Consider the following 23883-nt stretch of genomic DNA (forward strand, 5'->3'; position numbering starts at 1 on the left):
CATGAGCATCGACCTCGACCTGGACTGCCGCGGCCTGCTCTGCCCGCTGCCGGTCATCGAGCTCGGCAAGAGGTACGTCGAGGTGCCGGTCGGCGGCCTGGTCGCCGTGCTCGCCGACGACGTCGCCGCCCGCACCGACATCCCGGCGTGGTGCCGGATGCGCGGGCAGGAGTTCGTCGGCGAGGAGGAGCCCGGCCGCTACGTCGTACGCCGGCTCAGCTGATCCGGGTCCACCGTCTGGCCGACCAGCGACCGCATCTCGTCGATCGCGTCCCACTCGTTGAGGTGCATGGCCCCGAGCACCCGGCCGCCGTCGTGCCAGAAGACCACCGCCTGCCGGGCCGCGAGGTCGCCGCGCACGACGACGCTGTCGAGATGCTCGCGCGGGACGTGACCGACGTACTCCATGCCGAGGTCGTACTGGTCGGTGAAGAAGTACGGCGCCCGGACGTAGGGGTCCGAGCCGCCCAGCATCGTCCGGGCGGCGGCCTTGCCCTGCTCGATCGCGTTGTCCCAGTGCTCCACGCGCAGCCGCCCGAGCACCGGGTGGTCGTGCGCGGCGATGTCGCCGGCGGCGACGATCAGCGGGTCCGAGGTCCGCAGGGACGCGTCGACGAGCACCCCGCCGTCGACCTCGAGCCCCGCGTCCCGGGCCAGGTCGAGCCGCGGCTCCGCGCCGACGGCGACGAGCACGAGGTCGGCCGGCACCGGCAGCGTCCCGTCGAAGGGTGTGCCGAGCCGGAGGTCGACACCGTGCTCGCGGTGCAGGCCGGCGAACGCGGCCCCGACCTGCTCCCCCATCACGCTGAGGAGCGGCTGCGCCTGCGGCTCGACGACGGTGACCTCGCACCCGGCGGCCCGGGCCGCGGCCGCGCCCTCGAGCCCGATCCAGCCGGCGCCCACCACCAGCACCCGCGGCCCCTCCAGCAGCGCGGCCCGCAGGGCGCGCGCGTCGTCACGCGTGCGCAGGTACGACGTCGGCGTGTCGGCCACCTCGAGCCGCCGGGGCTCGGACCCGGTGGCGAGCAGCAGTCGGTCGTAGCCGATCTCGCCCGCGTCGGTCTCGACCACCCGGCGCTCCCGGTCGATCCGGCGCGCGGACGTGCCGGTGCGGACGTCCACGTCGCGCTCGGCGTACCACGCCGCGTCGTGGACGTCGGTGTCGTCGGCCTCCTTGGCGCCGAGCAGCACCTCCTTCGACAGCGGCGGCCGGTGGTAGGGCAGGTGCGCCTCGGCCCCGACGAGGACGACGTCGCCGTCGTACCCCTGGTCGCGGAGCTCCTCGACCGCGGACGCACCCGCGAGTCCTGCACCGACGATGACGAACGACATGGGGATCACCTTCCAGAACGGGTCAGGGAGAGGAACTCGGCGCGCGAGGCGGCGTCGTCGCGGAGCCGGCCGAGGAGCGCGGAGGTCACCGTTCGAGATCCTGGTACCCGCACGCCCCGCAGCGCCATGCACGTGTGCTCGGCCTCGATCACGACACCGACGCCGCGCGCACCCAGCGCGTCGCGCAGGTGCTCGGCGACCTGCTGGGTGAGCCGCTCCTGGGTCTGCGCGCCGCGGGCGTGGTGCTGGACGGTCCGGGCGAGCTTGGAGAGCCCGAGGATGCGCTCCCCCGGCAGGTAGCCGACGTGCGCGACGCCCACGAACGGCAGCATGTGGTGCTCGCACAGCGACTGGACCGGGATGTCCTGGACGAGCACCAGCTCGTCGTACCCCTCGTCGTTGGGGAACGTCGTCATCTCGAACGGCGCCGGCGTCAGGAGCTCGGCGAGCGCCCGGGCCATCCGGCCGGGTGTGCGGGCCGTCGACTCGTCCGCGAGGTCGATCCCGAGCGCGGTGAGGAGGTCCGCGGCGGCGCACTCGGCGGCGTGCAGGTCGATGGCCGACCGCCGGACTTCTAACGTAGTCATTGTTCTACTTTAGAAACTGTGGCAGCCTTCCGTCAATGGACCCCGGATCGGACCTCGGCTCCCAGGCGGCCAGCGTCGGCGCCCTCGCCGACCCGACCCGCCGGGCCCTCTACGAGTACGTCGTGGGCCGCTCGGCCCCGGTCGGGCGCGAGGAGTCCGCGAGCGCGCTGGACCTCCCCGTGCACACCGCGAAGTTCCACCTCGAGCGCCTCGTCGAGGCCGGCCTGCTCGCCACGGAGTTCCGCCGCCTCGGTGGCCGCTCGGGACCGGGAGCGGGGCGCCCGAGCAAGCTCTACCGGCGCGCCGACGCCCAGGTCACGGTGTCGCTCCCCGAGCGCAGGTACGACCTGGTCGGCCACATCCTGGCGCGCGGCGTCGAGCTGACGCGCGACGGCCGGGCGCTCGACGACGCGATCCACGCCGCGGCGGCGGAGAGCGGTCGTGAGATCGGCGGCACGGCCACCTCGGACGACCTTCCGGCGTTCACCGGCGTGCTCGCCGGCCAGGGCTTCGAGCCACGGGTCGAGGACGACACCGTGCTGCTGGCCAACTGCCCGTTCGACACGCTCGCGCAGACGCACACCGCGCTCGTGTGCGGGCTCAACCAGGCCTTCGTCCAGGGCGTCGCCGACGGCGTCGGCTGCCCGGGGGCGACCGCGCGCCTGGAGCCGGAGCCGGGCTGGTGCTGCGTGAAGGTCCGGGTCAGCCGAGGTTCTTGAGGTGCGGCTGCACCTCGGCGGCGGCGTCGGCGCCGTACGACTCCTCGACGCGCGCCAGGAACTGCGCAGACGTGAACGCGTACTCCTGGGTGCCGACCGTCTCCACGACGTACGCCGCGAGGACGCAGCCCACCTGGGCCGCGCGCTCGTGGCCGAGGCCCCACGCCAGCGCGGCGAGGAAGCCGGAGCGGAAGGCGTCGCCGACGCCCGTCGGCTCGACGGCGGTGACGTTGGCGGCGGCGGAGAGCACGAGGGTCGGCAGGCCGCGGCCCTGGACCCGGACGCCGTCCTTGCCGAGCGTGGTGACCTGCACGCCGACGCGGTCGAGCACCTCGTCGGCGGTCCAGCCGGTCTTCTGCTCGATCATGTGCGACTCGTACTCGTTGGAGAAGAGGATCGCGGCACCGTCGATGAGCTTGCGGATCAGCTCGCCGTCGCTGAAGGCGAGCTGCTGGCTCGGGTCGGCGATGAACGGGTAGCCGCGCTGGCGGCACTCGTCGGTGTGCCGGAGCATGCCGTCGGGGTCGTCGGCGCCGATCAGGACGTAGTCGGGGGTGCCGACGCGCTCGACGACCGGCCCGAGCTCGATCAACCGCGCCTCGCTCATCGCGCCCGGGTAGAACGACGCGATCTGGGCGCCGGTCGGGTCGGTGGTGCAGACGAACCGGGCCGTGTGCCGGGTGTCCGAGATCCGCACGTGCGAGCAGTTGACGCCGTGCCGCTCCAGCCAGGAGCGGTAGTCGGCGAAGTCCTCCCCGGCTGCTCCGACGAGCACCGGGCTCAGGCCGAGCTGGCCCAGGCCGAAGCACATGTTGGCCGCGACGCCGCCGCGGCGGATCTCGAGGTCGTCGACGAGGAACGAGAGCGAGATCTTGTCCAGCTGCTCGACGACCAGGGAGTCGGCGAACTTGCCCTGGAAGCTCATCAGGTGGTCCGTGGCGATGGAGCCGGCGATCAGCAGCGACATGACACGGAACACTACCGATCGGTACTCGTAGGAGTACTAATCGGTAGCGCCTAGCGTCGAAGCATGACCGCACCCCGACTGGCCTATGACGACCTCGCCTCGCCCGCCGAGATGAACGCCGACTGCCTCGCCGCCCAGGCGGCCCTGACCGGCCCGCTCACCGCCGCCGCGAGCCGGCTCTCGCAGGAGCAGACCAAGCGCGCGGAGATCGAGATCCCCGCGGCCGCCGCCCGCCTGGCCGCCGCGATCTACGGCGACGCCTGACCCCACGACGTACGAAAGCCCCCGTCCGGCAGCGCCGGACGGGGGCTTTCGCGTCAGATCAGTGGAAGCTGTCCCCGCACGCGCACGAGCCGGTCGCGTTCGGGTTGTCGATCGTGAAGCCCTGCTTCTCGATCGAGTCGACGAAGTCGATCATCGCGCCGTTGAGGTAGGGGACGCTCATCCGGTCGACGACCACGGACACGCCGTCGAAGTCGGTGACGACGTCGCCGTCGAGGCTGCGCTCGTCGAAGAAGAGCTGGTAGCGGAGGCCGGAGCAGCCGCCGGGCTGCACCGAGATGCGCAGCGACAGGTCGTCGCGGCCCTCCTGCTCGAGGAGGCTCTTCACCTTGCCGGCTGCGACATCGCTCAGGTTGATCTGGTCGGTGCGGCGCTCGGTGGTGGTCTCGACCTGCTCGGTCATGTGCGTTCTCCCAAGGTCGGAGGAAGTCTGGTACTGGCTCCAATGGTCGCACACGTGCGGTTATTCCCCGGACATCAGCGCGACCACGTGCGGGCGATGCGCTCGGCCAGGTCGGCCAGCGCGCCGGCCGGGTCGCCGAAGGCCCGCTCCTCGCCCGCCGCCTCGACGAGCGAGTACGCCGACTCGACGCCGAGCGCGCGCATCTCGCGCGAGCCGACGTGGACCTGCCCCGCGAGGACCACGCACGGGCGCAGCGCCTCGCCGGCGATCTCGGCGACGCCGTACGGCACCTTGCCGCCCCGGCTGGAGTAGTCGAAGGCACCCTCGCCGGTCACGACCAGGTCGGCGGCGCGCGCCCGCTCGGCGAGCCGCAGCGCGCCGGCGACCAGCCCGATCCCGGGCTCCCGGGTACCGCCCAGGAGGAGCACCGCGAAGCCCAGCCCGCCAGCGGCGCCGGCGCCATCCGCGAGCGCCACCTTGCGGTCGGTCGCCGCCGCGAGCTCCTGCAGCCAGCCGTCGACGACCGGCAGCCGCTCCTCGGGGATGCCCTTCTGCGGCCCGAACACCTTGGTCGCGCCGAACAGGCCGGTCAGCGGGTTGTCGACGTCGGTGGCGGCGACCAGCTCGACGTCGAGTGCCGGAAGCTCGACCGACGTGATGCCAGCCAGCCCGGCGACGCCCGCGTCCAGGGGCCGGTCCGCGGTGGCGCCGAGGGCGGCGAGCATCCCCGCTCCCCCGTCGTTGGTGCCGCTGCCGCCCAGGCCGAGCACCACCCGGGTCGCGCCGGCGTCGACGGCCGCGGCGACGAGCTCGCCGACGCCGTACGTCGTGGCCGCCTCGGCCCCTTCTGCCCGGGCCAAGTGCAGGCCGCACGCCTGCGCCGTCTCGACGTACGCCGTGCCGTCGTGGACCAGCAGTGTCGCCGGGGTCGGCTCGCCGTGCGGACCCCGCACGGTCACCGCCAGCAGCTCGCCGCCGAGCGCCTCGTGCAGCACGTCGACGAAGCCCGGGCCACCGTCCGCCATCGGCGCGAGGTCGAGCTCGTCGCCGGGCGCCCGCCGGCGCCAGCCCGTCGCGATCGCCTCAGCGGCCTCGACCGCGGTGAGCGTGCCGGCGAACTTGTCGGGCGCCACCAGAACTCGCATGCGGCCATCCTGTCGGACTCCCTAGGGTCTGCGGTGTGGCAGGCATGAGGATCCGACCGATGACCCCCGACGACGTACCGGCTGCCGAGCGGGTGAGCGACGACGGCTTCTTCGAGCTCGACACCCGGATGCAGCGGCTCTCCGGCCCGGCGCCCGAGCGCCGCTCGGACCCGCACCGCGCGGTCTGGATGGAGCGGACGCTGCACCTAGTCACGACGGATCCCGGCGGCTGCTGGGTCGCCGAGGACGAGACCGGGATGGTCGGCATGGCGACGTCGTACCGCCGCGAGACGATGTGGTGCCTCGCGACGTACGCCGTGCTGCCGGGCCGCCAGGGACAGGGCATCGGCAAGCCGCTGCTCGCCGCCGCGATGGACCACGGCCGGGCGTGCACCCGCGGGATGCTCTCGTCGTCCTCGGACCCGAAGGCGGTCCGGGTCTACCACCAGGCCGGGTTCGAGCTGCACCCGCAGATGTACCTGACCGGCACCGTGGACCGCTCGACGCTGCCGGTGGTCGAGAAGGTCCGCGAGGGCGGGGCCTCCGACGTCGACCTGATGGACAGCCTCGACCGCGGCACCCGCGGTGCCGCCCACGGCCCGGACCACGAGCTGATGCTGAGGTCGTGGCGGCTGCTGGTGTCGGACACGACCACCGGGTCGGGCTACGCCTACCTCAACGAGCGCGGTCAGCTGGCGCTGCTCGCCGCGACCAACCGGCGCACGGCGACCCGGCTGCTGTGGGCCGCCCTGGCCGACGGTCCGGAGCAGGTCACCATCGCCCACATCACCGGCGCCAACCAGTGGGTGCTCGACGTCGGGTTCGCCGCGCGTCTCGAGCTGCACCAGGAGGGATATCTCGGGCTGCGCGGGATGAAGCCGCCCTCGCCGTACGTTCACAACGGTGCGCTGCTGTGACCGCCCGGTCCGACGAGCAGAGCCCGCGAGAATAGGATCAGGACATGACCACCGTGGACCTCCCGCTGCTCCCCCTCGGCCGTGGCGTCGACCTCAACAGCGAGCGTGGCGTCGAGTGCCCCGGTGACCTGCCGGCCGCGTCCGACCCCGACCTGGTCGCGCGGGCCCTGGCCGCCAAGGCGGCGCTGGGCGACAAGGTCTTCGTGCTGGGCCACCACTACCAGCGCGACGAGGTCATCCAGTTCGCCGACGTCACCGGCGACTCGTTCAAGCTCGCGCGGGACGCGGCGGCCCGGCCGGACGCCGAGTTCATCGTCTTCTGCGGCGTCCACTTCATGGCCGAGTCGGCCGACATCCTCACCGGCTCGCAGCAGCAGGTGATCCTCCCCGACCTCGCCGCCGGCTGCTCGATGGCCGACATGGCGCGCCTCACCCAGGTCGAGATGGCCTGGGAGGCGATGACCGCCGCGGGTGTCGCCGATTCCGTCGTCCCGGTGACCTACATGAACTCCAGCGCCGACATCAAGGCGTTCTGCGGCCGCAACGGCGGTGTCGTCTGCACCTCGAGCAACGCCGAGGTCGCCCTGGAGTGGGCGTTCGAGCAGAAGCCGGACGCGAAGGTGCTCTTCCTGCCCGACCAGCACCTCGGCCGCAACACCGCCGTGCTCAAGATGGGCCTCACCCTCGACGACTGCGTCGTCTGGGACCCGCACCGGCCCAACGGCGGCCTCACCGAGGAGGAGCTGCGCGACGCCACGATGATCCTCTGGAAGGGCCACTGCTCCGTGCACGGCCGCTTCTCGGAGGAGGTCGTCGACGAGCTGCGCGCGACCATCCCGGACATCCAGATCCTGGTGCACCCGGAGTGCAAGCACGAGGTCGTGCTCAAGGCCGACCTGGTCGGCTCCACGGAGTTCATCATCAGCACGATCGAGGCGGCGCCGGCCGGCTCCAGCTGGGCGATCGGCACCGAGCTCAACCTGGTCAAGCGGCTCGCCGCGGCCCACCCCGACAAGCGGATCACGTTCCTCGACAAGACCGTCTGCTACTGCTCGACGATGAACCGCATCGACCTCCCGCATTTCGTGTGGGCGATGGAGTCGCTGGTCGCGGGCCAGGTCGTGAACCGGATCGAGGTCGACCCGGAGACCGAGAAGCACGCGCTGGTCGCGCTCGAACGGATGCTGGCCCTGCCGGGCAAGACCCACAAGGACTGATCGCCCCGGCTCGTTGAATCGAGACTTGTGACGACCGAGTCGGGACTTCTGAACGCCGCTCGGGTCAGAACTCTCGACTCAACCGGAGAAAGTACCGACTCAAGCGTCAGAACTCTCGATTTCAACTCAGTCGGGCAGCTCGAACCAGGCGCAGGTGCCGGCGTACGGCGAGTCCGTGAGGCCGATCCGGCCCCCGTGCGCCTCGACGATCCGCCGGCAGGTGGTGAGACCGATGCCCGAGCCCTCGATGTCCTCGTCGACCCGGGCGAGTGGCTGGAAGACCCGCTCCTGCTGGTCCGCGGGGATGCCGGGGCCGCGGTCGCACACCTCGATCCGCCAGCGATCGCCGAGACGGGTGCCGTCGACCTCGATGTGGGCGGGCTGACCCGGACGCACGAACTTGGCCGCGTTCGCGACGAGGTTCTGCAGGACGGCGCGCAGCTGCACGGGGTCGCCGGTGACCGTCGGCAGGTCGCCGACGACGACGGTCGCGCCCTCGAGCGCGGTCCGCAGGTCCTCGCGCACGTCGGCGAAGACCGCCGCCAGGTCGACCGGGACGCGCTGGAGCTCGCCACCGACCCGGGCGAAGGCGAGCAGGTCGTTGATCAGTGACTGCATCCGGTCCGCGCCGCCGATGGCGCGCTGGACGAGGAACGCGAGGTCGGCGTCCTCGTCGACCTCCTCGTCCATCATCTTCAGCGACAGCGTCACCGCCGTGAGGGGGTTGCGCAGGTCGTGGCTGACCTGGCCCGCGAACGCCGCGAGCTGCTCGTTGGACCGCTCGAGCTCGCGGGTGCGCAGCTCCAGCTCGAGCAGGTCGACGACCCGGTCGGCGAGGCCGACCAGTGCGTGCTCCTGCTCGTCGGTGAGGGACCGCGGCACCTCGTCGAAGACGCACAGCGTGCCGATCACGACGTCCTCGGGCGTCCGCAGCTGGTGGGTGGCGTAGAACCGGACGTTGCCGATCACCCCGGTGACGAACGGGTTGTCCCGGAACCGCGGGTCGAGGCTGGCGTCCGGCACCACGACCGGCCGGCCCGAGTGGAGCACGACGTTGCACATCGAGTCCTCGCGGCTGCACACCGAGGCGTCGAACCCGTGCGTGGCGACCTGGTGCTGCTCGGAGTCGGTGATCAGGTTGATCGTCGCCATCGGGGTCTGGGCGACCTGGGCCGCGATCTCGACGATCGCGAGCAGGTCGGCCCGCGGGGGCTGCACCAGGACCTGGTACTTCCCGATCTCGGCGACGCGCATCCCGTCCTGCAGCTGGTCCTGCACCGAGCTCGTCACGGTCATGGCCCCCCAATGGCTCATCCGGTCGTCGGCCCGCAGGTTAGTACGCCGCCCCCTCGACCTGCCAGCGACTCACTGCCCCGGGCGCTGGAATCCGGTCGGCGGGCCGCCCGTGCCCCCGAACCCGCCGGGACCACCGAGCTGCACCCGGTTGTTCGTCTCGGTGTCGCCGGTCGGCAGCGCCGCGTCGAGGTCGGCGAGGACGACCTCGTCGCCCTTCGCCAGACCGTCGGTGATCTCGACCCGCGTCGCACCCGTGACCCCCGTCGTGACCGGGGTCGGCGTTGCGACGCCGTCCTCGAGCAGGGTCACCCGACCGTCGGAGACCGCGGAGGCCGGGACGGTCACCACGTCGGACGCCGTACCGGTCACGACGGCGACGGAGGCGGTCAGGCCCGTGGCGATGTCGAGGTGCTTGCGGCGCAGCGTGATCGTCACGGCGTACGTCGAGTCGCTGGCGGGCACCGAGCTGACCTGGGTGACGGCGCCCCGCAGTGCGGTGTCGGCACCGGCCGGGGTCGCCCGGGCGACCTGCCCGACCTCGAGCTCCTGCACCTGCGTGCTGGACACGGACACCTGCACGGTGGTGGTGCCCTGGGAGACCAGGACGAAGACCGCGGTCCCGGCGGCGACCGAGTCCCCGGCACCGGCGTCGACCGCGACGACCCTGCCTGCGAACGGCGCGGTCACGGTCGCCATCGCGAGCTCCTGCTGCGCGGTGAGCAGGTCGGCCCGGGCCTGGTCGATCGAGGCCTGGTCCTTCGCGAGCGTCGCCGCGGTGACGGTCCCGCCGCTCATCCCGCTGCTGCTCCCGGTCGTGGCCGCCACGAGCACGATGGCGGGCTCGTCGGCCGTCGTCGCGACGGCGGCGTTCGCGGCGGCGCTGGTCTCGTCACCCAGCGCCGCGGTCAGCGTGTCGGCGAGCGCCTCGAGGGCGTCCTGGAGCGCCTGCTGGTCGGTGGCGACCTGCTGCTGCGCCGCCTGGACGGCGGTGAGCGCGTCGCTGCACTCCTGGCTGACCGCTGCCTCGGGGGTCGCGGTGCAGGCCGCCTGCTGAGCCGCGAGCGCGTCCTGCGCCGCCGCCAGCGACGTCGACACCGCCGTCTGCGCGGTCAGCACCGCCTGCTGCTGCGCAGCGAGGGCGTCCAGGTCGACGCCGCTGTCGTCATCGGGGTCGGTCGACGGGCTCGCCGAGGGTGACTGGCCCTGCGGAGACTCGCCCTGCGGCGACTGGCCCTGCGGCGACTGACCGCCGGACTGCGGCACCTGGCCGCCGGACTGGGGCGACTGGGTGTCCCCGGTGCTCGCGTCCGAGACCGCCTCGGTCTGGGCCGCGATGTCCGACTCGAGCTGGGCACGGGCCGAGGCCAGCGTCGAGCGGGCCCGCTGCACGGCCTCCCGCAGGCTCCCGTCGTCGAGGCGGCCGAGCACCTGGCCGGCCGTCACCTTCTCGCCCGGCTCCACGGTCACCCGGGCCACCGTGCCGGACGTGGCGAACGCCAGGTCGGCACGACCGGCCGGCTCGACCGTGCCGGTCAGGTCGACGGTCTCCTCAAGGTCGCCGATGGTCGCGCGTGCGGTGCGGTACGACGGGTCGTCGGCGGCCGCGGCGTACCCGGCGTACCCGACGCCCGCCACCGCGAGCACGGCGACGCCGGCGATCAGGCGGCGTGGGATCCTCACGCGGCACCGCCCTCCGGGCCGCGCATCCCGCCGCCGCCGAAGCCGGTGCTGCACTGGCCGTCGACGGGGTCGGAGACGCTGATCGTCGTGGCCACGACGGCGCCGGTGTCGTCGCTGTCGCCGCGGGCGGTGACGCAGCGGCCGACGGCGACCGCGGTGGCCTTCGCCTTCGCCTGTGTCGTGTACGTCGTGTCGTCGCCGACCGTGACGGAGACGTCGGACGTGTCCTCGCTGCCCGGCTGGGTCGCGCTGACGGTGAAGCCGGTCGAGGACACCGCGGTGACCTCGCCGACGGTGCCGAACCCACCGCCGCGCGCGCCGCCGGGACCACCCGAGGGCATGTCGGACGGCATGTCCGTGGGCATGTCGGTGGGCATCCCGGACGGGGCGCCGTCAGGCCGCTGTCCGCCGCCGAAGCCGCAGCTGTCGCCGTCGGCCGCCGCGGTGATCCGCACGGTGGCGGCGGTCTCGTCGTCGTCGGCGGTGGTCACCATGACGCAGCTGCCGACGGTGACATCGGCGAGCGTGGCGTCGACCTGCTGGGTGAAGGTCGTGGACTTCGTCCAGCTGACGGCGACCTGGCCGTTCTGGTCGTTCTGCACCTGGGCGGTGCTGCCGCTGACCGCGGCGACGGTGCCGGAGGCACCGGGCGCGGCGCCGCCCTGGGCGGCGTTCGGTGCTCCCCCAGCCTGCGCGGCGGCGCCGGAGGTGTCGGTGGCGGCGTCGTCGCTGCCGCCGCCGCACGCGGCGAGGGTGGCGACGAGCAGCACAGACGAGGCGGTGGCGAGGGTGACGCGGGTGAGGTTCACGGGGTGCCTTTCGTGGCGGGGAGCGCGGCTCATTCGCTGCGCAGGGCGTCGATCGGGGTCAGGCGGGCGGCGCGGCTGGCGGGGTAGACCCCGAACCCGACGCCCAGGGCGAGCGCGGTCAGCAGCGCCGCGACGGTGGCCAGCAGGGAGAGCGTCACCGGCTGGTCGATGAGGGGTGGCAGCACCCAGGAGCCGACGACGCCGACGAGGATCCCGACCACCCCGCCCGCGAGACCGAGCATCGAGGCCTCGACCAGGAACTGCCGCCCGATCACGCTCGGGGTCGCCCCGAGAGCCTTGCGCAGCCCGATCTCGCGGATCCGCTCCGTGACCGAGACCAGCATGATGTTCATGACGCCGACCCCGCCGACCAGCAGGGAGATCGCGGCGATGCCGGTGAGCAGCACCGTGAGCGTCTTGTTGGTCGAGTTGGCCGTCTCCACCAGCGACTCCTGGGTGGAGATGCTGAAGTCGGCCTCAGCGGTCGTGACGCCGTGCCGGGTGGCCAGCAGGCTCTGGACCTCCTGGTACGCCGCGCTCAGCGTGCCGGACGAGGCGGCCTCGACGTAGATCGTCGACACGGCACCCGAGGTCGAGCCGCTGAGCGCCTTGGCCGTGCTGATCGGCACGACCGCCTGGTCGTCCTCGGTGCTGCCCGAGTCGGAGGATCCGCTGGAGTCGAGGACCCCGATGACCGTGAGCTGCTGGCCGCCGATCGAGACCGTCTGCCCGACCGGGCTGCCGAACGAGAAGAGCTCGCTCGCGGTGTCAGGCCCGAGCACGACCACCTTCGCGCCCGAGGCCAGCTCGTCGTCGGTGAAGAACCGGCCCGAGGTGAGCGTGCGGGCCCGTACGTCGAGCCAGTCGGTCGTCGTGCCGACCACCGACGTCGTCCAGTTGGTCTCCCCGGCCGTCACGGCCGTGGAGGTCGAGGTCGTCGGGGCGACCCGGCTGACGTCGGGGGCGGCGGTGCGGTCGGCGATCGCGGTGGCGTCGTCGAGGGTGAGCGTGGTCGCGGAGCCGAAGCCGCCGCGCATGCCACCCGAGTCGGTGCTGCTGCCCGGCGACACGATCAGCAGGTTGCTGCCGAGGGCGTCGATCTGGTCGCGCACCTTGTCCTGGGCGCCCTGGCCGAAGCCGACGGTGAGGATGACCGAGGCGATGCCGATGACGATGCCGAGCATCGTGAGCAGGGATCGCATCCGGTGCGCGCGGACGGCCTCGGCGCCGGCGCGCAGGGTCTCGGCCCAGTTCATGCCGACACCCCCGCCCGCGCGGTCGGGTTGTCCGAGGTGATCTGGCCGTCGCTGATCACGAGGTTGCGACCGGCGCGCTCGGCGACGTCCTTCTCGTGCGTGATCAGCACGATCGTGCGACCGGCGTCGTGCAGCTCGTCCAGCAGGTCGAGCACGTCCGCGGTCGAGCGGGAGTCGAGGTTGCCGGTCGGCTCGTCGGCCAGGATCATCGCCGGCTCGGTGACCAGGGCCCGAGCGACCGCGACGCGCTGCTGCTGTCCGCCGGACAGCTCGCCCGGACGGTTCTCGGTCCGATCGGCGAGGCCGACCCGGGTCAGGGCCGCGACGGCACGCTCGCGTCGCACGTGACGGGGCACCCCGGCGTACACGAGCGGCAGCTCGACGTTGCGCCAGGCGGGCAGGCTGGCCAGCAGGTTGAACTGCTGGAAGACGAAGCCGATGCGCCGGTTGCGGACCTCGGCGAGCTGCGCCTCGGTCATCGTCGACACGTCCTCGCCGGCGAGCAGGTAGCTGCCGGCGGTGGGGTTGTCGAGGCAGCCGAGGATGTTCATCAGCGTCGACTTGCCGGAGCCCGAGGGGCCGACGACGGCGACGTACTCACCCTCGCTGATGGCGGTGTCGATGCCGCAGAGCGCCTCGAACTCGAGGGTGCCGGAGCGGTAGGTCTTGCGGATGCCGTCGAGCTGGATGATCGGCTCGCTCACTGGCCGGGACCCGTCATCTGCGGCTGGCCGTTGCCGCCCATCTGGCTGAAGTCGGGCATCTCGCCGCCCGGGAAGCCCTGCTGGCCGCCCTCGCCGGTGTCGCCGCCGCCGCCGGTGGGGCGGGTGAAGCCGGGCACGACGATCGTGTCGCCCTCGGCGAGACCGGAGAGGATCTCGGTGGTCATGCCGTAGGTCTCGCCGGTCTTCACCTCGACCTCGGTCTCCTTGCCGCCGTCGACCTTGGTGGCGTACGTCGCGCCGTCCTTGGTCGTCAGGGCTCGGCTGGCGACGGTGAGGACGTCGTCGCGCTGCTTGACGATGATCGTCGCGGTGGCGGAGACGCCGGCGTACAGGTCCTTCTGCTTGCCGGTGACGGCGATCGTGACCGGGAAGACGGCCGCCCCGCTGTCGTTGGTCTCGGCGACCAGGCCGACCTCGGAGACGGTGCCGTAGACGGTGTCGGTGACCCCGGTGACCGCGATCTCGACCTGGAGCCCCTTCTTGAGCTGGTCGACGTCCGCGGCCGCGACGGTCGCGTCCACGACGTACGAGCCGGTGGCGACGATCGAGATCGTCCCGGTGGACGTGTCGGTGCTGCTGCTGTCGGCGGCCGTGTCGGCGCCGCCGGTCGAGCCGGAGCCCGAGCCCACCGTGTCGCCCTTGCTGAGGTCGACGGACGTCACGGTGCCGCCGATGGTGGCCCGCAGAGTGGCGTCGGTGACGGCCTGGCGGGCGTCGGCGAGGGTGGCGCGAGCCGAGACCACCGCGGCCTCGTCGGCCGCGACCTGGACGTCGCTGGCGCCCGCGTCCTCGTCCTCGTCGAGCTGGGTCTGTGCGGCGTCGAGCGAGGACGCCGCCGCCGTGCGCGTCGCGACCAGCGCCGCCTTCCCGACGGTGGCGAGCACGTCGCCCTTGTGCACCTTGTCGCCCTCGGCGACGGCGACCCGGGTCACCGTCCCGGAGACCGCGAACGACTCGTCGCTGGTCCTGCTGGCCGCCAGGGTGCCGTCGGCGGAGACGGTCTCCCGCACGGTCTGGGTGGACACGGTGGCGGTCGTGCTGGTGGCGGCCTGCGAGCTGTCACGGGTGAGCAGCCAGGCACCGGTGCTCGCGACCGCGACCAGCACCGCGAGGGCACCGACCAGCAGGATCCGCGAGCGGCGACGGGTAGGCAGTCGCACGGTCTTCCTCTCGACGTCGAATCGTCGCAGGACCGGCGGTCCCGCGACGGAGACGATGCCGAGCCGGGCTGTGGCGCTCCTCGGGTCGACCTGTGCGTGGGCTGTGGTCGACCTGCCGACAGGCTGCCTAGAGCCCGGGGGCGCCCCAGACGGCCAGCCAGCGGCCGAGGTCCTGCTCCATCGGGAGCTCCCCGGCGAGGGTGTCCCTCAGCTGGATCTCGAGCAGGTTGTCGCGCTGCTTCTCCGCGCCGGGCACGGGGGCGAAGGCGTAGAACGTGCCCTGCTTGTAGAGGTAGACCAGGCCGACCCGGCGACCGTCGGCACCGACGAACGGGATCAGCGAGCACAGCAGGCCGGGACCGAACCCGTGGTCCTCGAGCGAGGTGTTGACGGCGTGCAGGTCGGTGCAGAGGTCGCCGATCCCCTCGGCGTCGTCGGGGTCGTCGTGGACCACCAGCCAGGTGAAGCCGAACTCGTCCTGGCTGAGCCCGACGTCGGGCTCGTCCGGGTCGGCGTTCAGGAGCTCGACCACGTCGGCCTGCACCTGCGCGAACGCGTTGCCGCTCGCCGCGCGGTAGCAGACCGACCCGGCGCCCGTGGGGCGCAGACCCAGCGTCGTCTCCAGCGTGATCGCCGCGCTCGGGACCAGGAAGAGCGAGTCGAGCTGCGGTGCCTTCGGCTTGCTGCGGCCGGCGATGACGTCCCAGAAGCCCACTACGACGGCCCGGTCACGCGGAGCGGTTCAGCTCGGCGCGGATGCTCGCGAGCTGCTCGAGCCGCTGCTCGAGCGTCGGGTGCGTCGAGGTCAGGGTGCGCAGGGAGACGCCCTTGACGGCCGGCGCGATGAAGAACGCGTTCATCGGCTGCGAGGCCCGCAGGTCGCGGTCCGGGATGGTGTTGATCTCGCCGGTGATCTTCTGGAGTGCCGAGGCGAGCGCCTCCGGCTTCATCGTCAGGTAGGCGCCGGACCGGTCCGCCGACAGCTCGCGGTAGCGCGAGAGCAGCTTGAGGAGCAGGAAGCTGACGGCGTACGTCACCAGGCTGACGATCAGCACGACCAGCCAGACCGGCAGTCCACCGTTGTTGTTGTCGCGGCGCCCGCCGCCGAAGAACGCGCCGTACTGCGCCCCCCGGGTGAGCATGCCGGCGAGGATGCCCGCCGACGAGGCGAAGGTCATCACCAGGACGTCGCGGTGCGCGACGTGGGAGAGCTCGTGCGCCAGGACGCCCTCGAGCTCCTCGGCGCTCAGCATCTGGAGGATGCCGGTCGTGACGACCACGACCGAGCGGTCGGGAGACCGGCCGGTCGCGAAGGCGTTGGGCAGGTGGGTGTCGGCGATGCCGACCCGGGGCTTGGGCATGTCGGCGAGGGCGCAGAGCCGCTCGATCATGTCGTGGAGCTCCGGCGCCTGCTGGGGGCTGACCTCGCGCGCGCCCATCGCCTTCATGGCGACGGTGTCGGACTTGTACCACTGGAACCACACCAGCCCGAGGCCACCGAGACCGATGAGGATCCCGATCCCGACACCGCCGTAGCTCCAGAAGACCGACATCAGGATGACGACGAGGCCGACGAAGAGCCCACCGAGCAGGAACATCACCAGCGTCATCCGGGCGGTGAGCCCGGCGTCGCCGACGAATCGTGTGCGTGCCATGCCCCTATTCTCCGGGGTCACTCAAGGCGTCAGGCGGTGTCGCCCTCGGCCTGCTTCTCCGCCTGCTTGTCGGGAGCGGGCTCCAGGGCCTCGGCGCCCTCGGTCGGCTCGATCGCCGGCGTGCTGCCGCCCTTGAGCGCGGCGAGCTCGGCCTCGACGTCGGCCTGCGAGCTCATCGCGTCGAGCTCGCGGGCGATGTCGTCGCCACCGCTGGTCGCGGTCACGTCGTCGAGCGCGCCGGAGGCGATCAGCTCGTCGATGGCGCCGGCGCGGGCCTGCATCTGCGCGGTCTTGTCCTCCGCGCGCTGGATGGCCGCGCCCACGTCGCCGAGCTCGTCGCCGATCCCCGACATCGCCTCGTTGATGCGGGTCTGCGCCTCGGCGGCGGTGTACGTCGCCTTGATCGTCTCCTTGCGGGTCCGGAACGCCTCCACCTTGGCCTGCAGGCGCTGCTGGGCGAGGACCAGCTTCTCCTCCTCCCCCTGCAGCTGCTGGAGCTGCGTCTTGAGGTCGGCGATCTGCGCGGTCAGGCCGGACTTGCGGGTCAGCGCCTCACGGGCGAGGTCCTCGCGGTCCATCGTGATGGCCTTCTGGGCCTGGTCCTGCAGCTTGGCGGACTGCTGCTCGAGCTGGTTGATCTGGAGCTCGACGCGCTTGCGGCTGGTCGCCACGTCAGCCACGCCACGGCGTACCTTCGCGAGCAGGTCGACCTGCCGCTGGTAGCTGTAGTCGAGGGTCTCGCGCGGGTCCTCCGCACGGTCGAGGGCCTTGTTGGCCTTCGAGCGGAAGATCAGGGTGAAGCGCTGCCAAAGTCCCATGCGGACGAGTCCCTCTCGAAACGATCTGGTCTGGGCCACAACCCTAGGCCACAGGTGAGGGGCGCAAAAGCAGGACAGCACGACGACGCCGGTAGTCTGGCGGTCAATCGTCCCTCCCAGTGAAGGCCCCGCGTTGTTCCGTCGCAGCAAGACCGAGTCCGCCCCCGAGACCCAGCCCACCAAGGTCGGCGGCAAGGGCCGCCCCACGCCGACCCGCAAGGAGGCCGAGGCAGCCGCGAAGGCGCGCGCCAAGGCCCCCCGCACGCGCAAGGAGCTGGCGGCCGCGCAGCGCTCGACCCGGTCGGAGTCCAGCAAGTCGATCCGGCAGGCGATGCGCGACGGCGACGAGCGCTACTACCCGGCCCGTGACAAGGGCCCCGAGCGCCGCTTCGTCCGCGACTTCGTGGACGCGCGCTTCTCCCTCGTCGAGCTGGTGATCCCGCTCCTGCTCGTGACGATGATCCTCGGCTACTCGGGCAACACCTCGCTCGCCCGGATCGGTAACACGCTGCTGCTGGGCACCGTCGTGATGGTTGCGCTCGACCTCTTCCTGCTGCGCTTCCGGCTACGCCGGGCCTACGACCTGCGCTTCCCCGGGCAGTCCGCCAAGGGCCTGACCTACTACGCCATCACCCGCTCGATGCAGATGAAGTTCATGCGGCTGCCCAAGGCGCGGGTGCGCATCGGGCAGCACCTGCCCGAGGACTACGACCGCTAGCTCGTCCTAGAAGCTGCGGCTCGGCGGGGACTGCGTCTTCGCCGGGTCCCGCTCGACGATCGGGTCGACGATCTCGTCGATCGCCTTCAGCGTCGCGTCGTCCAGGGTCACCCCGGACGCCTTGACGTTGTCGCTGACCTGCTCGGGGCGACTGGCGCCGATGATCGCCGCGGAGACGTTGTCGTTCTGCAGCACCCAGGCGACGGCGAGCTGGGCCAGCGACAGGCCGGCCTCGTCCGCGATCGGCCTCAGCTGCTGGACACGCTCGAGGACGTCGTCCTGGAGCCAGCGCTTGATCATGTTCGCGCCGCCCTTGTCGTCGGTGGCGCGGCTCCCCTCCGGTGCGGCCTGGCCGGGGAGGTACTTGCCCGTCAGCACGCCCTGGGCGATCGGCGACCAGACGATCTGGCCGATCCCGAGCTCCTCGCTCGTCGGCACCACCTCGGACTCGATGACGCGCCAGAGCAGGGAGTACTGCGGCTGGTTGGAGACGAGCGGGATGTGCAGCTCACGGGCCAGCGCGTGCGCCGCCCGGATCTCCTCCGCACGCCACTCGCTCACTCCGATGTAGAGGGCCTTGCCCTGCCGTACGACGTCGGCGAACGCCTCCATCGTCTCCTCGAGCGGCGTCTCGTGGTCGTAGCGGTGCGCCTGGTAGAGGTCGACGTAGTCGGTCTGCAGCCGCGTCAGGCTCCCGTTGATCGACTCGTGGATGTGCTTGCGGGACAGCCCGTGGTCGTTGTGCGCCCCCGGCCCGGTCGGCCAGTAGACCTTGGTGAAGATCTCCAGACCCTCGCGCCGCTCACCCTTGAGCGCCTCGCCCAGGACGGTCTCGGCCTTGGTGTTCGCATAGGCGTCGGCGGTGTCGAACGTCGTGATCCCCTCGTCCAGCGCGCGCCGTACGCACGCCGTCGCCGCGTCCTCCTCCACCTGGGACCCGTGGGTCAACCAGTTGCCGTACGCGATCTCCGAGATCTTGAGCCCGCTGCTGCCGAGGTTCCGAGTCTTCATGGGTCCGACCCTAGGACGCCGCTGGTTGAGGGTCGATCGGTGGTTGAGGAAGGCGCGCTCGGGTCGACGCCGCCGGTGGTTGAGGAAGGCGCGCCCGGGTCGACGCCGCCGGTGGTTGAGGAAGGCGCGCTAGCGCCTGTCTCGAAACCCCGGAAGCCGAGGCAGGGCGACGAGGCGGTCCGGGCGGCTAGGGGGTGGTGACGGTGACGCGGGTGCCGGTGGTGTCGGTGCCGTGCTGCCAGAGCCGGTGCGAGCCGTACCGATAGCTGATGTCGAAGCTCGTCACGTCCACGACGCCAGGCTGGGCGGGCGTGACGGTCATCAGGAGGTAGTCGCCGGAGGTGAGCCTCACATCGGCCGCCGGGCGTGCGTCGAGGCACAGGTCCTCGGGGGTTCCTTCGACCAGACCGATCACGTCCCGACTGCCGGCCGCGCAGACGGAGAACGCGATCGTCGACCCCGATGTGTCCTGGGCCAGGTTGGCCTCGACGTCCGTGACGGTCACGTCCTCCACGCCTTCGGGTACGCCGGGGTACGTGATGCCGACGCTCACGGGCGTCCCCACCGTCGCGCGGTCGAAGCCGACCTTGTTCCCCGGGGCATCGAACAGGCTCGGGTGCGTCCACCACCACACGGCGGCGAGGGATCCACAGATCAGGAGCAGGACACCCACTCCCACGACCGTGCGACGGCGCGTGGTTCCGGGCCGTCGCGCCACCGGAGCCGGTGCCTCCACGATGTCGGTCACGGGCCTCAGTCTGACACCGAACGGCTCCGAGCTCCTGCCGTCGGACGACACACCACGCACGACCTCGGGCCGCCAGACGGTGCCTGGTGTGTCATCGGCCGCTCACCTCCGGGCGTAGGCTCAACCGCCGACGACGACAGGGGCACGACATGGTGGCGAGCAGGTCAGCCCGCGAGCGGAAGGCGGCCGTGGAGGCTGGTCCGCTGGCCACGGTGAAGATCGATCTCGACGGCGACAAGCAGTTCCTCTACAAGATCGCCTGCACGACCTGCACCAGCAAGGGCGACCGCGCGTGGTCGACGCACCGGCCGGGCAGCGACAACGGCTACATGGCGGCGATGGACCGGTGGATCTTCCACCTCACCGAGAAGCACCCGGGGGCGGAGGCGCCGTGCCTCACGTACCTCGAGGCCGCCCAGCAGCGCCTGCACGAACGGCGCGAGCAGGCCTGACCTCACTGTCGGCGGCCGCCTCTAGGGTCGCGCCCATGAGCCCCTCGCAGCACGACTTCGACTTCGTCTTCGGCCGCTGGTCGGTGCGCAACCGCAAGCTCGTCGACGTCACCGACCCCACCTGCGACGAGTGGGTCGAGTTCGACGCAGCGAGCGAGGTCGGGCCCGTCCTCTCAGGCTTGGGCCACACCGACGAGATGACCGTCGCGGCACCAGCCGACGGGGGCCCGCCGTTCATCGGCTTCACCCTGAGGCTGTTCGACCCCGCCGACGGGACGTGGCGGATCTGGTGGAGCTCGACGCGCGCTCCGGGAGTCCTCGACACACCGGTGACCGGACGCTTCGAGGGTGGGCGCGGTGTCTTCGAGGCGTCTGACACGATCGCCGGCCGGCCGGTCGACGTCCGATTCGAGTGGCTGCGCGACCAGCCCGACCGCCCCACGTGGCAGCAGTCGTTCTCGTACGACGGCGGCGCGACCTGGACGATGAACTGGCAGATGTTCTTCACCCGTCCTCAGCCGTCGTAGTCGAGCACGACCTCTTCCGACGTCGGGTGCGCCTGGCAGGTCAGCACGTAGCCGCGCTCGATCTCGTCGGGCTCGAGGGCGTAGTTGGCGTCCATCGCGACGGTGCCGGTGACCAGCCGCGCCCGACAGGTGCCACAGACCCCGCCCTTGCAGGCGAACGGCAGGTCGGAGCGCACGGCGACCGCCGCGTCCAGCACTGGGTCGCCGTCGGGCCGCAGGTCGAACGACGACGAGCGACCCCCGAGGCGGACGGTGACGTGTGCGGCGCCGTCGACGGAGCCGGCGAGGTCGGCGAGCGGCGCGCGCGGGACCGGGTCGGCGTGGAAGAGCTCGCTGTGGACCTGCGCGTCCGGCACCCCGAGGTCGGCGACGGCCGCGCGGAGGTCGACAAGCATCTGCTGCGGCCCGCACAGGAACCACTGGGCGGAGGCAGCGTCGGGCAGCAGCGCCGTGGCGATCGCGCGCAGCCGCTCACCGTCGAGACGACCGGACAGCAGTTCGACGTCGGAGGCCTCGCGGGACAGCACGTGCACGATCTGGAGCCGGTCCGGGAACCGGTCCTTGAGGTCGTGCACCTCGTCGAGGAACATCACCGTGCGGTGCGTCCGGTTGGCGTAGACGAGCGTGACCGACGATGACGGCTCGGTCTCCAGGACCGCGGTCACGATCGAGAGCACCGGCGTGATCCCCGACCCGGCGGCCACGACCACGCAGTGCCGCGACGCGGCGGGGTCGAGGGCCGTGGTGAACCGGCCTGCCGGCGTCATCACGTCGAGCGTGTCACCGACGGACAGCGTCGACAGCACGCCCTCGCTGAAGGCCCCGCCGGGCAGGCGCTTCACGCCGATCCGGAGCCGGCCGGAGGACGGCGCGGTGCAGATCGAGTACGAGCGGCGTACGTCGTCGCCGCCGCGGATGTTGAGGTGCTGGCCGGGGGTGTAGACGAACTCGTCCGCGAGGTCGGGCGGCACCTCGAAGGTGAGCGCGACGGCGTCGTCGGTCAGCTCGTCGATCGCCGCGACCCGCAGCGCGTGGAAGGTGGCCGCCACTAGTGCGCCTTGAAGTGGTCGAACGGCTCCCGGCAGGCGCGGCACACCCACAGCGACTTGCACGCGGTCGACCCGAAACGGCTCGACTCGCGGGTGTCCGGGGACCCGCACTGCGGGCAGCGCACCGACAGCTGCAGTCCGACCGGCCCGTCGACGGGGCCCGGCGGGGCGACGCCGTACGCCGCGAGCTTGGCCTTCGCATCGTCGCTCATCCAGTCCGTCGTCCACGCCGGGGCGAGCACGAACTCGACGGTGACGTGCTGGTAGCCGGCGGAGGTCAACGCGTCGACGAGGTCGGTGCTGATGGTCTCCATCGCGGGGCATCCGGAGTAGGTCGGGGTGATCTGCACGTGCACGCGTCCCTGGTCGTCCTCGGTCACGTCGCGCAGGATCCCGAGGTCGGCGATGGTCACCACCGGCAGCTCGGGGTCGGGCAGATCGGCGGCGATCTTCCACGCGGCCGAGCGCTCCGCCGTCACCACGTCGCCCCCGGGTGCGAGCGGTGCAGGTGCTGCATGTCGGCGAGCAGGTGGCCGAGGTGCTCGGTGTGCAGACCGCGTCGACCGCCGCCGATGGCGGGCGCGACGTCGGGCACGGAGAGCGTCGCCTCGTGCACGACGCTCTCGATCCGGGCGAGCGTCGCGGCCCGCAGCGTCGACGGGTCGACCACCGCGCCCTCGACCGGTGCGAAGAGCTCCTCGACGTGCGGCCACTCCCCCTCGAGCGCGGCCTGCATGCGGGCGTGCGACTCGTCGGTGCCGTCCCCCAGCCGCAGCGTCCAGAGGCGCGCGTGGTCGCGGTGGTAGGCGACCTCCTTCACGGCCTTCGCCGCGATCGCGGCCAGCGTCGGGTCGGTGCCGCGGGCCAGCGCGGCGTACAGCTCGCCCTGGTAGGCCGAGAGGATGAGCAGGCGGGCCATCGCCACGCCGAAGTCGGTCTGCGGGCGCTCCACGAGCCAGACGTTGCGGAAGTCGCGGTCGTCGCGCAGGTAGGCCAGGTCGTCCTCGGAGCGACCCGCGCCCTCGACGACGCCGGCGTACGAGAGCAGCGACCGCGCCTGCCCGAGCTGGTCGAGGCCGATGTTGGCGAGCGCGAGGTCCTCCTCGAGCTCGGGCGCGCGGCTGATCCACCAGCCCATCCGCTGCGCCGAGACGAGCGCGTCGTCGGCCAGCGCCAGCACGTAGTCGAAGGAGGTCACAGGTGCTCCACTCCTTCGGGGACGTCGTAGAACGTCGGGTGCCGGTAGACCTTGTCGTCGGCCGGGTCGAAGAACGCGTCGCGCTCCCCCGGGTCCGAGGCGACGATCTCGGACGACGGCACCACCCACAGCGAGACGCCCTCCTGGCGGCGGGTGTAGACGTCGCGCGCGTTGCGCAGCGCCAGCTCGGCGTCGGGAGCGTGCAGCGACCCGACGTGCGTGTGCGAGAGCCCGCGCCGCGAGCGGACGAACACCTCCCACAGCGGCCACGCGGTACTCACGCCGCGCCCTCCGCCCGCGCCGCCCGCTTCGCCTCGTACGCCGTGGCAGCGTCGCGCACCCAGGCTCCCGCCTCGTGGGCGCCGACGCGGTGTGCCATCCGGTCGCGGTTGCACGGGCCGTTGCCGGCGATCACCTCGCCGAGCTCGGTGAAGTCGATCGGGCCGAAGTCGTAGTGCCCACGCTCCTCGCTCCACCGGATGTCGGGGTCGGGCAGCGTCAGCCCGAGGATCTCGGCCTGCGGCACCGTCATGTCGACGAAGCGCCGGCGCAGGTCGTCGTTGGAGAACCGCTTGATCCCCCACGCCATCGACTGCGCGGAGTTGGGTGAGCTGTCGTCGGGCGGGCCGAACATCATCAGCGACGGCCACCAGTAGCGGTCGACGGCGTCCTGCGCCATCGCGTGCTGCTCGGGCGTGCCGTGCGCCAGCGTGTGCAGGATCTCGAAGCCCTGCCGCTGGTGGAACGACTCCTCCTTGCAGACCCGCACCATGGCTCGCGCGTACGGGCCGTAGGAGCACCGGCACAGCGGCACCTGGTTGACGATCGCCGCGCCGTCGACCAGCCAGCCGATCGCCCCGACGTCGGCCCAGCTGAGCGTCGGGTAGTTGAAGATCGAGGAGTACTTCTGCCGGCCGGTGTGCAGCTGGTCGAGCAGGTCGGCCCGCTCGACGCCCAGGGTCTCGGCAGCGGCGTACAGGTAGAGGCCGTGGCCCGCCTCGTCCTGCACCTTCGCCATCAGGATCGCCTTGCGGCGCAGGCTGGGCGCCCGGCTGATCCAGTTGCCCTCCGGCTGCATCCCGATGATCTCGGAGTGCGCGTGCTGGGCGATCTGGCGGATCAGCGTGCGGCGGTAGGCGTCCGGCATCTCGTCGCGGGGCTCGACGCGGCCGTCGTCGGCGAGGAGGTCGTCGAAGGACATGTCCGGACGCT

General features: G+C 72.0%; 30 protein-coding genes. 9 read left to right on the top strand and 21 right to left on the bottom strand.

The window, feature by feature from the left end; all coding sequences use genetic code 11:
• The first annotated feature begins 1 nt into the window (after position 1).
• A complete protein-coding gene (locus tag ASC77_RS03780) occupies positions 2-223 on the top strand; it encodes a sulfurtransferase TusA family protein (protein ID WP_056148942.1) in 222 nt (73 codons plus the stop codon).
• On the opposite strand, the gene ASC77_RS03785 is transcribed toward ASC77_RS03780, so the two are convergent.
• On the bottom strand, positions 199-1332 hold the full coding sequence (locus tag ASC77_RS03785; protein WP_056148944.1) for an NAD(P)/FAD-dependent oxidoreductase: 1134 nt from the start codon (positions 1330-1332) through the stop codon (positions 199-201). The two genes, ASC77_RS03780 and ASC77_RS03785, sit on opposite strands and share 25 nt — an antisense overlap.
• A 5-nt stretch (positions 1333-1337) precedes the next feature.
• Positions 1338-1919, bottom strand: coding sequence for a GTP cyclohydrolase I FolE (gene folE / locus ASC77_RS03790; protein WP_056148946.1), 582 nt, complete (start codon positions 1917-1919; stop codon positions 1338-1340).
• 35 nt (positions 1920-1954) lie between these two features.
• On the opposite strand from folE, the gene ASC77_RS03795 reads away from it, so the two are divergent.
• On the top strand, positions 1955-2638 hold the full coding sequence (locus ASC77_RS03795; protein WP_056148948.1) for a helix-turn-helix transcriptional regulator: 684 nt from the start codon (positions 1955-1957) through the stop codon (positions 2636-2638).
• Here the strand turns inward: ASC77_RS03795 and ASC77_RS03800 are convergent.
• A complete protein-coding gene (locus tag ASC77_RS03800; protein ID WP_056148950.1) occupies positions 2622-3605 on the bottom strand; it encodes a carbohydrate kinase family protein in 984 nt (327 codons plus the stop codon). The two genes, ASC77_RS03795 and ASC77_RS03800, sit on opposite strands and share 17 nt — an antisense overlap.
• Before the next feature lie 63 nt (positions 3606-3668).
• On the opposite strand from ASC77_RS03800, the gene ASC77_RS03805 reads away from it, so the two are divergent.
• Positions 3669-3869 carry a hypothetical protein gene (locus ASC77_RS03805; RefSeq protein ID WP_056148952.1) on the top strand — a complete coding sequence of 67 codons (201 nt, stop codon included), beginning with the start codon at positions 3669-3671 and terminating at the stop codon, positions 3867-3869.
• Positions 3870-3927: 58 nt separating this feature from the next.
• On the opposite strand, the gene erpA is transcribed toward ASC77_RS03805, so the two are convergent.
• On the bottom strand, positions 3928-4290 hold the full coding sequence (erpA, locus tag ASC77_RS03810) for an iron-sulfur cluster insertion protein ErpA (protein WP_056148953.1): 363 nt from the start codon (positions 4288-4290) through the stop codon (positions 3928-3930).
• A gap of 74 nt (positions 4291-4364) precedes the next feature.
• Complete coding sequence (locus ASC77_RS03815) at positions 4365-5435, bottom strand: glycerate kinase (RefSeq protein ID WP_056148954.1); 1071 nt, start codon at positions 5433-5435, stop codon at positions 4365-4367.
• Positions 5436-5494: 59 nt separating this feature from the next.
• Between ASC77_RS03815 and ASC77_RS03820 the strand changes: the two genes are divergently transcribed.
• Together ASC77_RS03820 and nadA are read left to right on the top strand one after the other, a co-directional pair.
• Positions 5495-6352 carry a GNAT family N-acetyltransferase gene (locus tag ASC77_RS03820; RefSeq protein ID WP_235547436.1) on the top strand — a complete coding sequence of 286 codons (858 nt, stop codon included), beginning with the start codon at positions 5495-5497 and terminating at the stop codon, positions 6350-6352.
• A 44-nt stretch (positions 6353-6396) separates the two neighbouring features.
• On the top strand, positions 6397-7569 hold the full coding sequence (gene nadA / locus ASC77_RS03825; RefSeq protein WP_056148956.1) for a quinolinate synthase NadA: 1173 nt from the start codon (positions 6397-6399) through the stop codon (positions 7567-7569).
• 126 nt (positions 7570-7695) lie between these two features.
• Here nadA and ASC77_RS03830 read toward each other — a convergent pair whose 3' ends face one another.
• The 9 genes from ASC77_RS03830 to ASC77_RS03870 all read right to left on the bottom strand — a co-directional run bounded on the left by ASC77_RS03830 (position 7696) and on the right by ASC77_RS03870 (position 16968).
• Complete coding sequence (locus tag ASC77_RS03830) at positions 7696-8865, bottom strand: sensor histidine kinase (RefSeq protein ID WP_056148959.1); 1170 nt, start codon at positions 8863-8865, stop codon at positions 7696-7698.
• A gap of 69 nt (positions 8866-8934) precedes the next feature.
• Positions 8935-10545 (bottom strand): efflux RND transporter periplasmic adaptor subunit, encoded by a 1611-nt coding sequence (locus tag ASC77_RS03835; protein WP_056148961.1) that lies wholly within the window; start codon positions 10543-10545, stop codon positions 8935-8937.
• Positions 10542-11354, bottom strand: coding sequence for a DUF5666 domain-containing protein (locus ASC77_RS03840; protein WP_082574426.1), 813 nt, complete (start codon positions 11352-11354; stop codon positions 10542-10544). The genes ASC77_RS03835 and ASC77_RS03840 overlap by 4 nt, the downstream gene beginning before the upstream one ends.
• 29 nt (positions 11355-11383) lie before the next feature.
• Positions 11384-12610 carry an ABC transporter permease gene (locus ASC77_RS03845; protein WP_056148964.1) on the bottom strand — a complete coding sequence of 409 codons (1227 nt, stop codon included), beginning with the start codon at positions 12608-12610 and terminating at the stop codon, positions 11384-11386.
• Positions 12607-13314 (bottom strand): ABC transporter ATP-binding protein, encoded by a 708-nt coding sequence (locus ASC77_RS03850; RefSeq protein WP_056148966.1) that lies wholly within the window; start codon positions 13312-13314, stop codon positions 12607-12609. Before ASC77_RS03850 ends, ASC77_RS03845 begins: the two co-directional genes overlap by 4 nt.
• Positions 13311-14495, bottom strand: a complete 1185-nt coding sequence (locus ASC77_RS03855) for an efflux RND transporter periplasmic adaptor subunit (protein WP_056148968.1) — start codon at positions 14493-14495, stop codon at positions 13311-13313. Before ASC77_RS03855 ends, ASC77_RS03850 begins: the two co-directional genes overlap by 4 nt.
• Before the next feature lie 127 nt (positions 14496-14622).
• A complete protein-coding gene (gene pspAB / locus ASC77_RS03860; protein ID WP_056148969.1) occupies positions 14623-15210 on the bottom strand; it encodes a PspA-associated protein PspAB in 588 nt (195 codons plus the stop codon).
• Between the two features lie 13 nt (positions 15211-15223).
• On the bottom strand, positions 15224-16150 hold the full coding sequence (gene htpX, locus ASC77_RS03865) for a zinc metalloprotease HtpX (RefSeq protein ID WP_056148971.1): 927 nt from the start codon (positions 16148-16150) through the stop codon (positions 15224-15226).
• A gap of 29 nt (positions 16151-16179) precedes the next feature.
• Complete coding sequence (locus ASC77_RS03870) at positions 16180-16968, bottom strand: PspA/IM30 family protein (protein ID WP_056148973.1); 789 nt, start codon at positions 16966-16968, stop codon at positions 16180-16182.
• Positions 16969-17101: 133 nt separating this feature from the next.
• On the opposite strand from ASC77_RS03870, the gene ASC77_RS03875 reads away from it, so the two are divergent.
• Positions 17102-17686 (top strand): DUF3043 domain-containing protein, encoded by a 585-nt coding sequence (locus ASC77_RS03875; protein ID WP_056148975.1) that lies wholly within the window; start codon positions 17102-17104, stop codon positions 17684-17686.
• Between the two features lie 6 nt (positions 17687-17692).
• Here ASC77_RS03875 and ASC77_RS03880 read toward each other — a convergent pair whose 3' ends face one another.
• Positions 17693-18697, bottom strand: coding sequence for an aldo/keto reductase family protein (locus ASC77_RS03880; RefSeq protein ID WP_056148976.1), 1005 nt, complete (start codon positions 18695-18697; stop codon positions 17693-17695).
• Positions 18698-18736: 39 nt separating this feature from the next.
• On the opposite strand from ASC77_RS03880, the gene ASC77_RS26455 reads away from it, so the two are divergent.
• Positions 18737-18898 carry a hypothetical protein gene (locus ASC77_RS26455; RefSeq protein ID WP_156390904.1) on the top strand — a complete coding sequence of 54 codons (162 nt, stop codon included), beginning with the start codon at positions 18737-18739 and terminating at the stop codon, positions 18896-18898.
• Here ASC77_RS26455 and ASC77_RS03885 read toward each other — a convergent pair.
• On the bottom strand, positions 18885-19445 hold the full coding sequence (locus ASC77_RS03885; protein ID WP_056148979.1) for a hypothetical protein: 561 nt from the start codon (positions 19443-19445) through the stop codon (positions 18885-18887). The two genes, ASC77_RS26455 and ASC77_RS03885, sit on opposite strands and share 14 nt — an antisense overlap.
• A gap of 149 nt (positions 19446-19594) precedes the next feature.
• Between ASC77_RS03885 and ASC77_RS03890 the strand changes: the two genes are divergently transcribed.
• Together ASC77_RS03890 and ASC77_RS03895 are read left to right on the top strand one after the other, a co-directional pair.
• A complete protein-coding gene (locus ASC77_RS03890; protein ID WP_056148982.1) occupies positions 19595-19897 on the top strand; it encodes a hypothetical protein in 303 nt (100 codons plus the stop codon).
• A 35-nt stretch (positions 19898-19932) separates the two neighbouring features.
• A complete protein-coding gene (locus tag ASC77_RS03895; protein ID WP_056148984.1) occupies positions 19933-20424 on the top strand; it encodes a hypothetical protein in 492 nt (163 codons plus the stop codon).
• Here ASC77_RS03895 and paaE read toward each other — a convergent pair.
• The 5 genes from paaE to paaA are packed head-to-tail and all read right to left on the bottom strand — an operon-like array spanning position 20412 to position 23872.
• The gene (gene paaE / locus ASC77_RS03900; RefSeq protein WP_056148986.1) at positions 20412-21473 is read right to left on the bottom strand and encodes a 1,2-phenylacetyl-CoA epoxidase subunit PaaE; all 1062 of its coding nucleotides are present in this window, start codon (positions 21471-21473) and stop codon (positions 20412-20414) included. The genes ASC77_RS03895 and paaE overlap by 13 nt on opposite strands.
• On the bottom strand, positions 21473-21952 hold the full coding sequence (gene paaD, locus ASC77_RS03905; RefSeq protein WP_200944880.1) for a 1,2-phenylacetyl-CoA epoxidase subunit PaaD: 480 nt from the start codon (positions 21950-21952) through the stop codon (positions 21473-21475). Before paaD ends, paaE begins: the two co-directional genes overlap by 1 nt.
• The gene (paaC, locus tag ASC77_RS03910; RefSeq protein WP_056148990.1) at positions 21949-22671 is read right to left on the bottom strand and encodes a 1,2-phenylacetyl-CoA epoxidase subunit PaaC; all 723 of its coding nucleotides are present in this window, start codon (positions 22669-22671) and stop codon (positions 21949-21951) included. Before paaC ends, paaD begins: the two co-directional genes overlap by 4 nt.
• Complete coding sequence (gene paaB / locus ASC77_RS03915; protein ID WP_056148992.1) at positions 22668-22952, bottom strand: 1,2-phenylacetyl-CoA epoxidase subunit PaaB; 285 nt, start codon at positions 22950-22952, stop codon at positions 22668-22670. Before paaB ends, paaC begins: the two co-directional genes overlap by 4 nt.
• A complete protein-coding gene (paaA, locus tag ASC77_RS03920; protein ID WP_056148994.1) occupies positions 22949-23872 on the bottom strand; it encodes a 1,2-phenylacetyl-CoA epoxidase subunit PaaA in 924 nt (307 codons plus the stop codon). Before paaA ends, paaB begins: the two co-directional genes overlap by 4 nt.
• Positions 23873-23883 lie beyond the last annotated feature (11 nt).

It is taken from the genome of Nocardioides sp. Root1257 (assembly GCF_001425175.1).
Taxonomy (GTDB): domain Bacteria; phylum Actinomycetota; class Actinomycetes; order Propionibacteriales; family Nocardioidaceae; genus Nocardioides.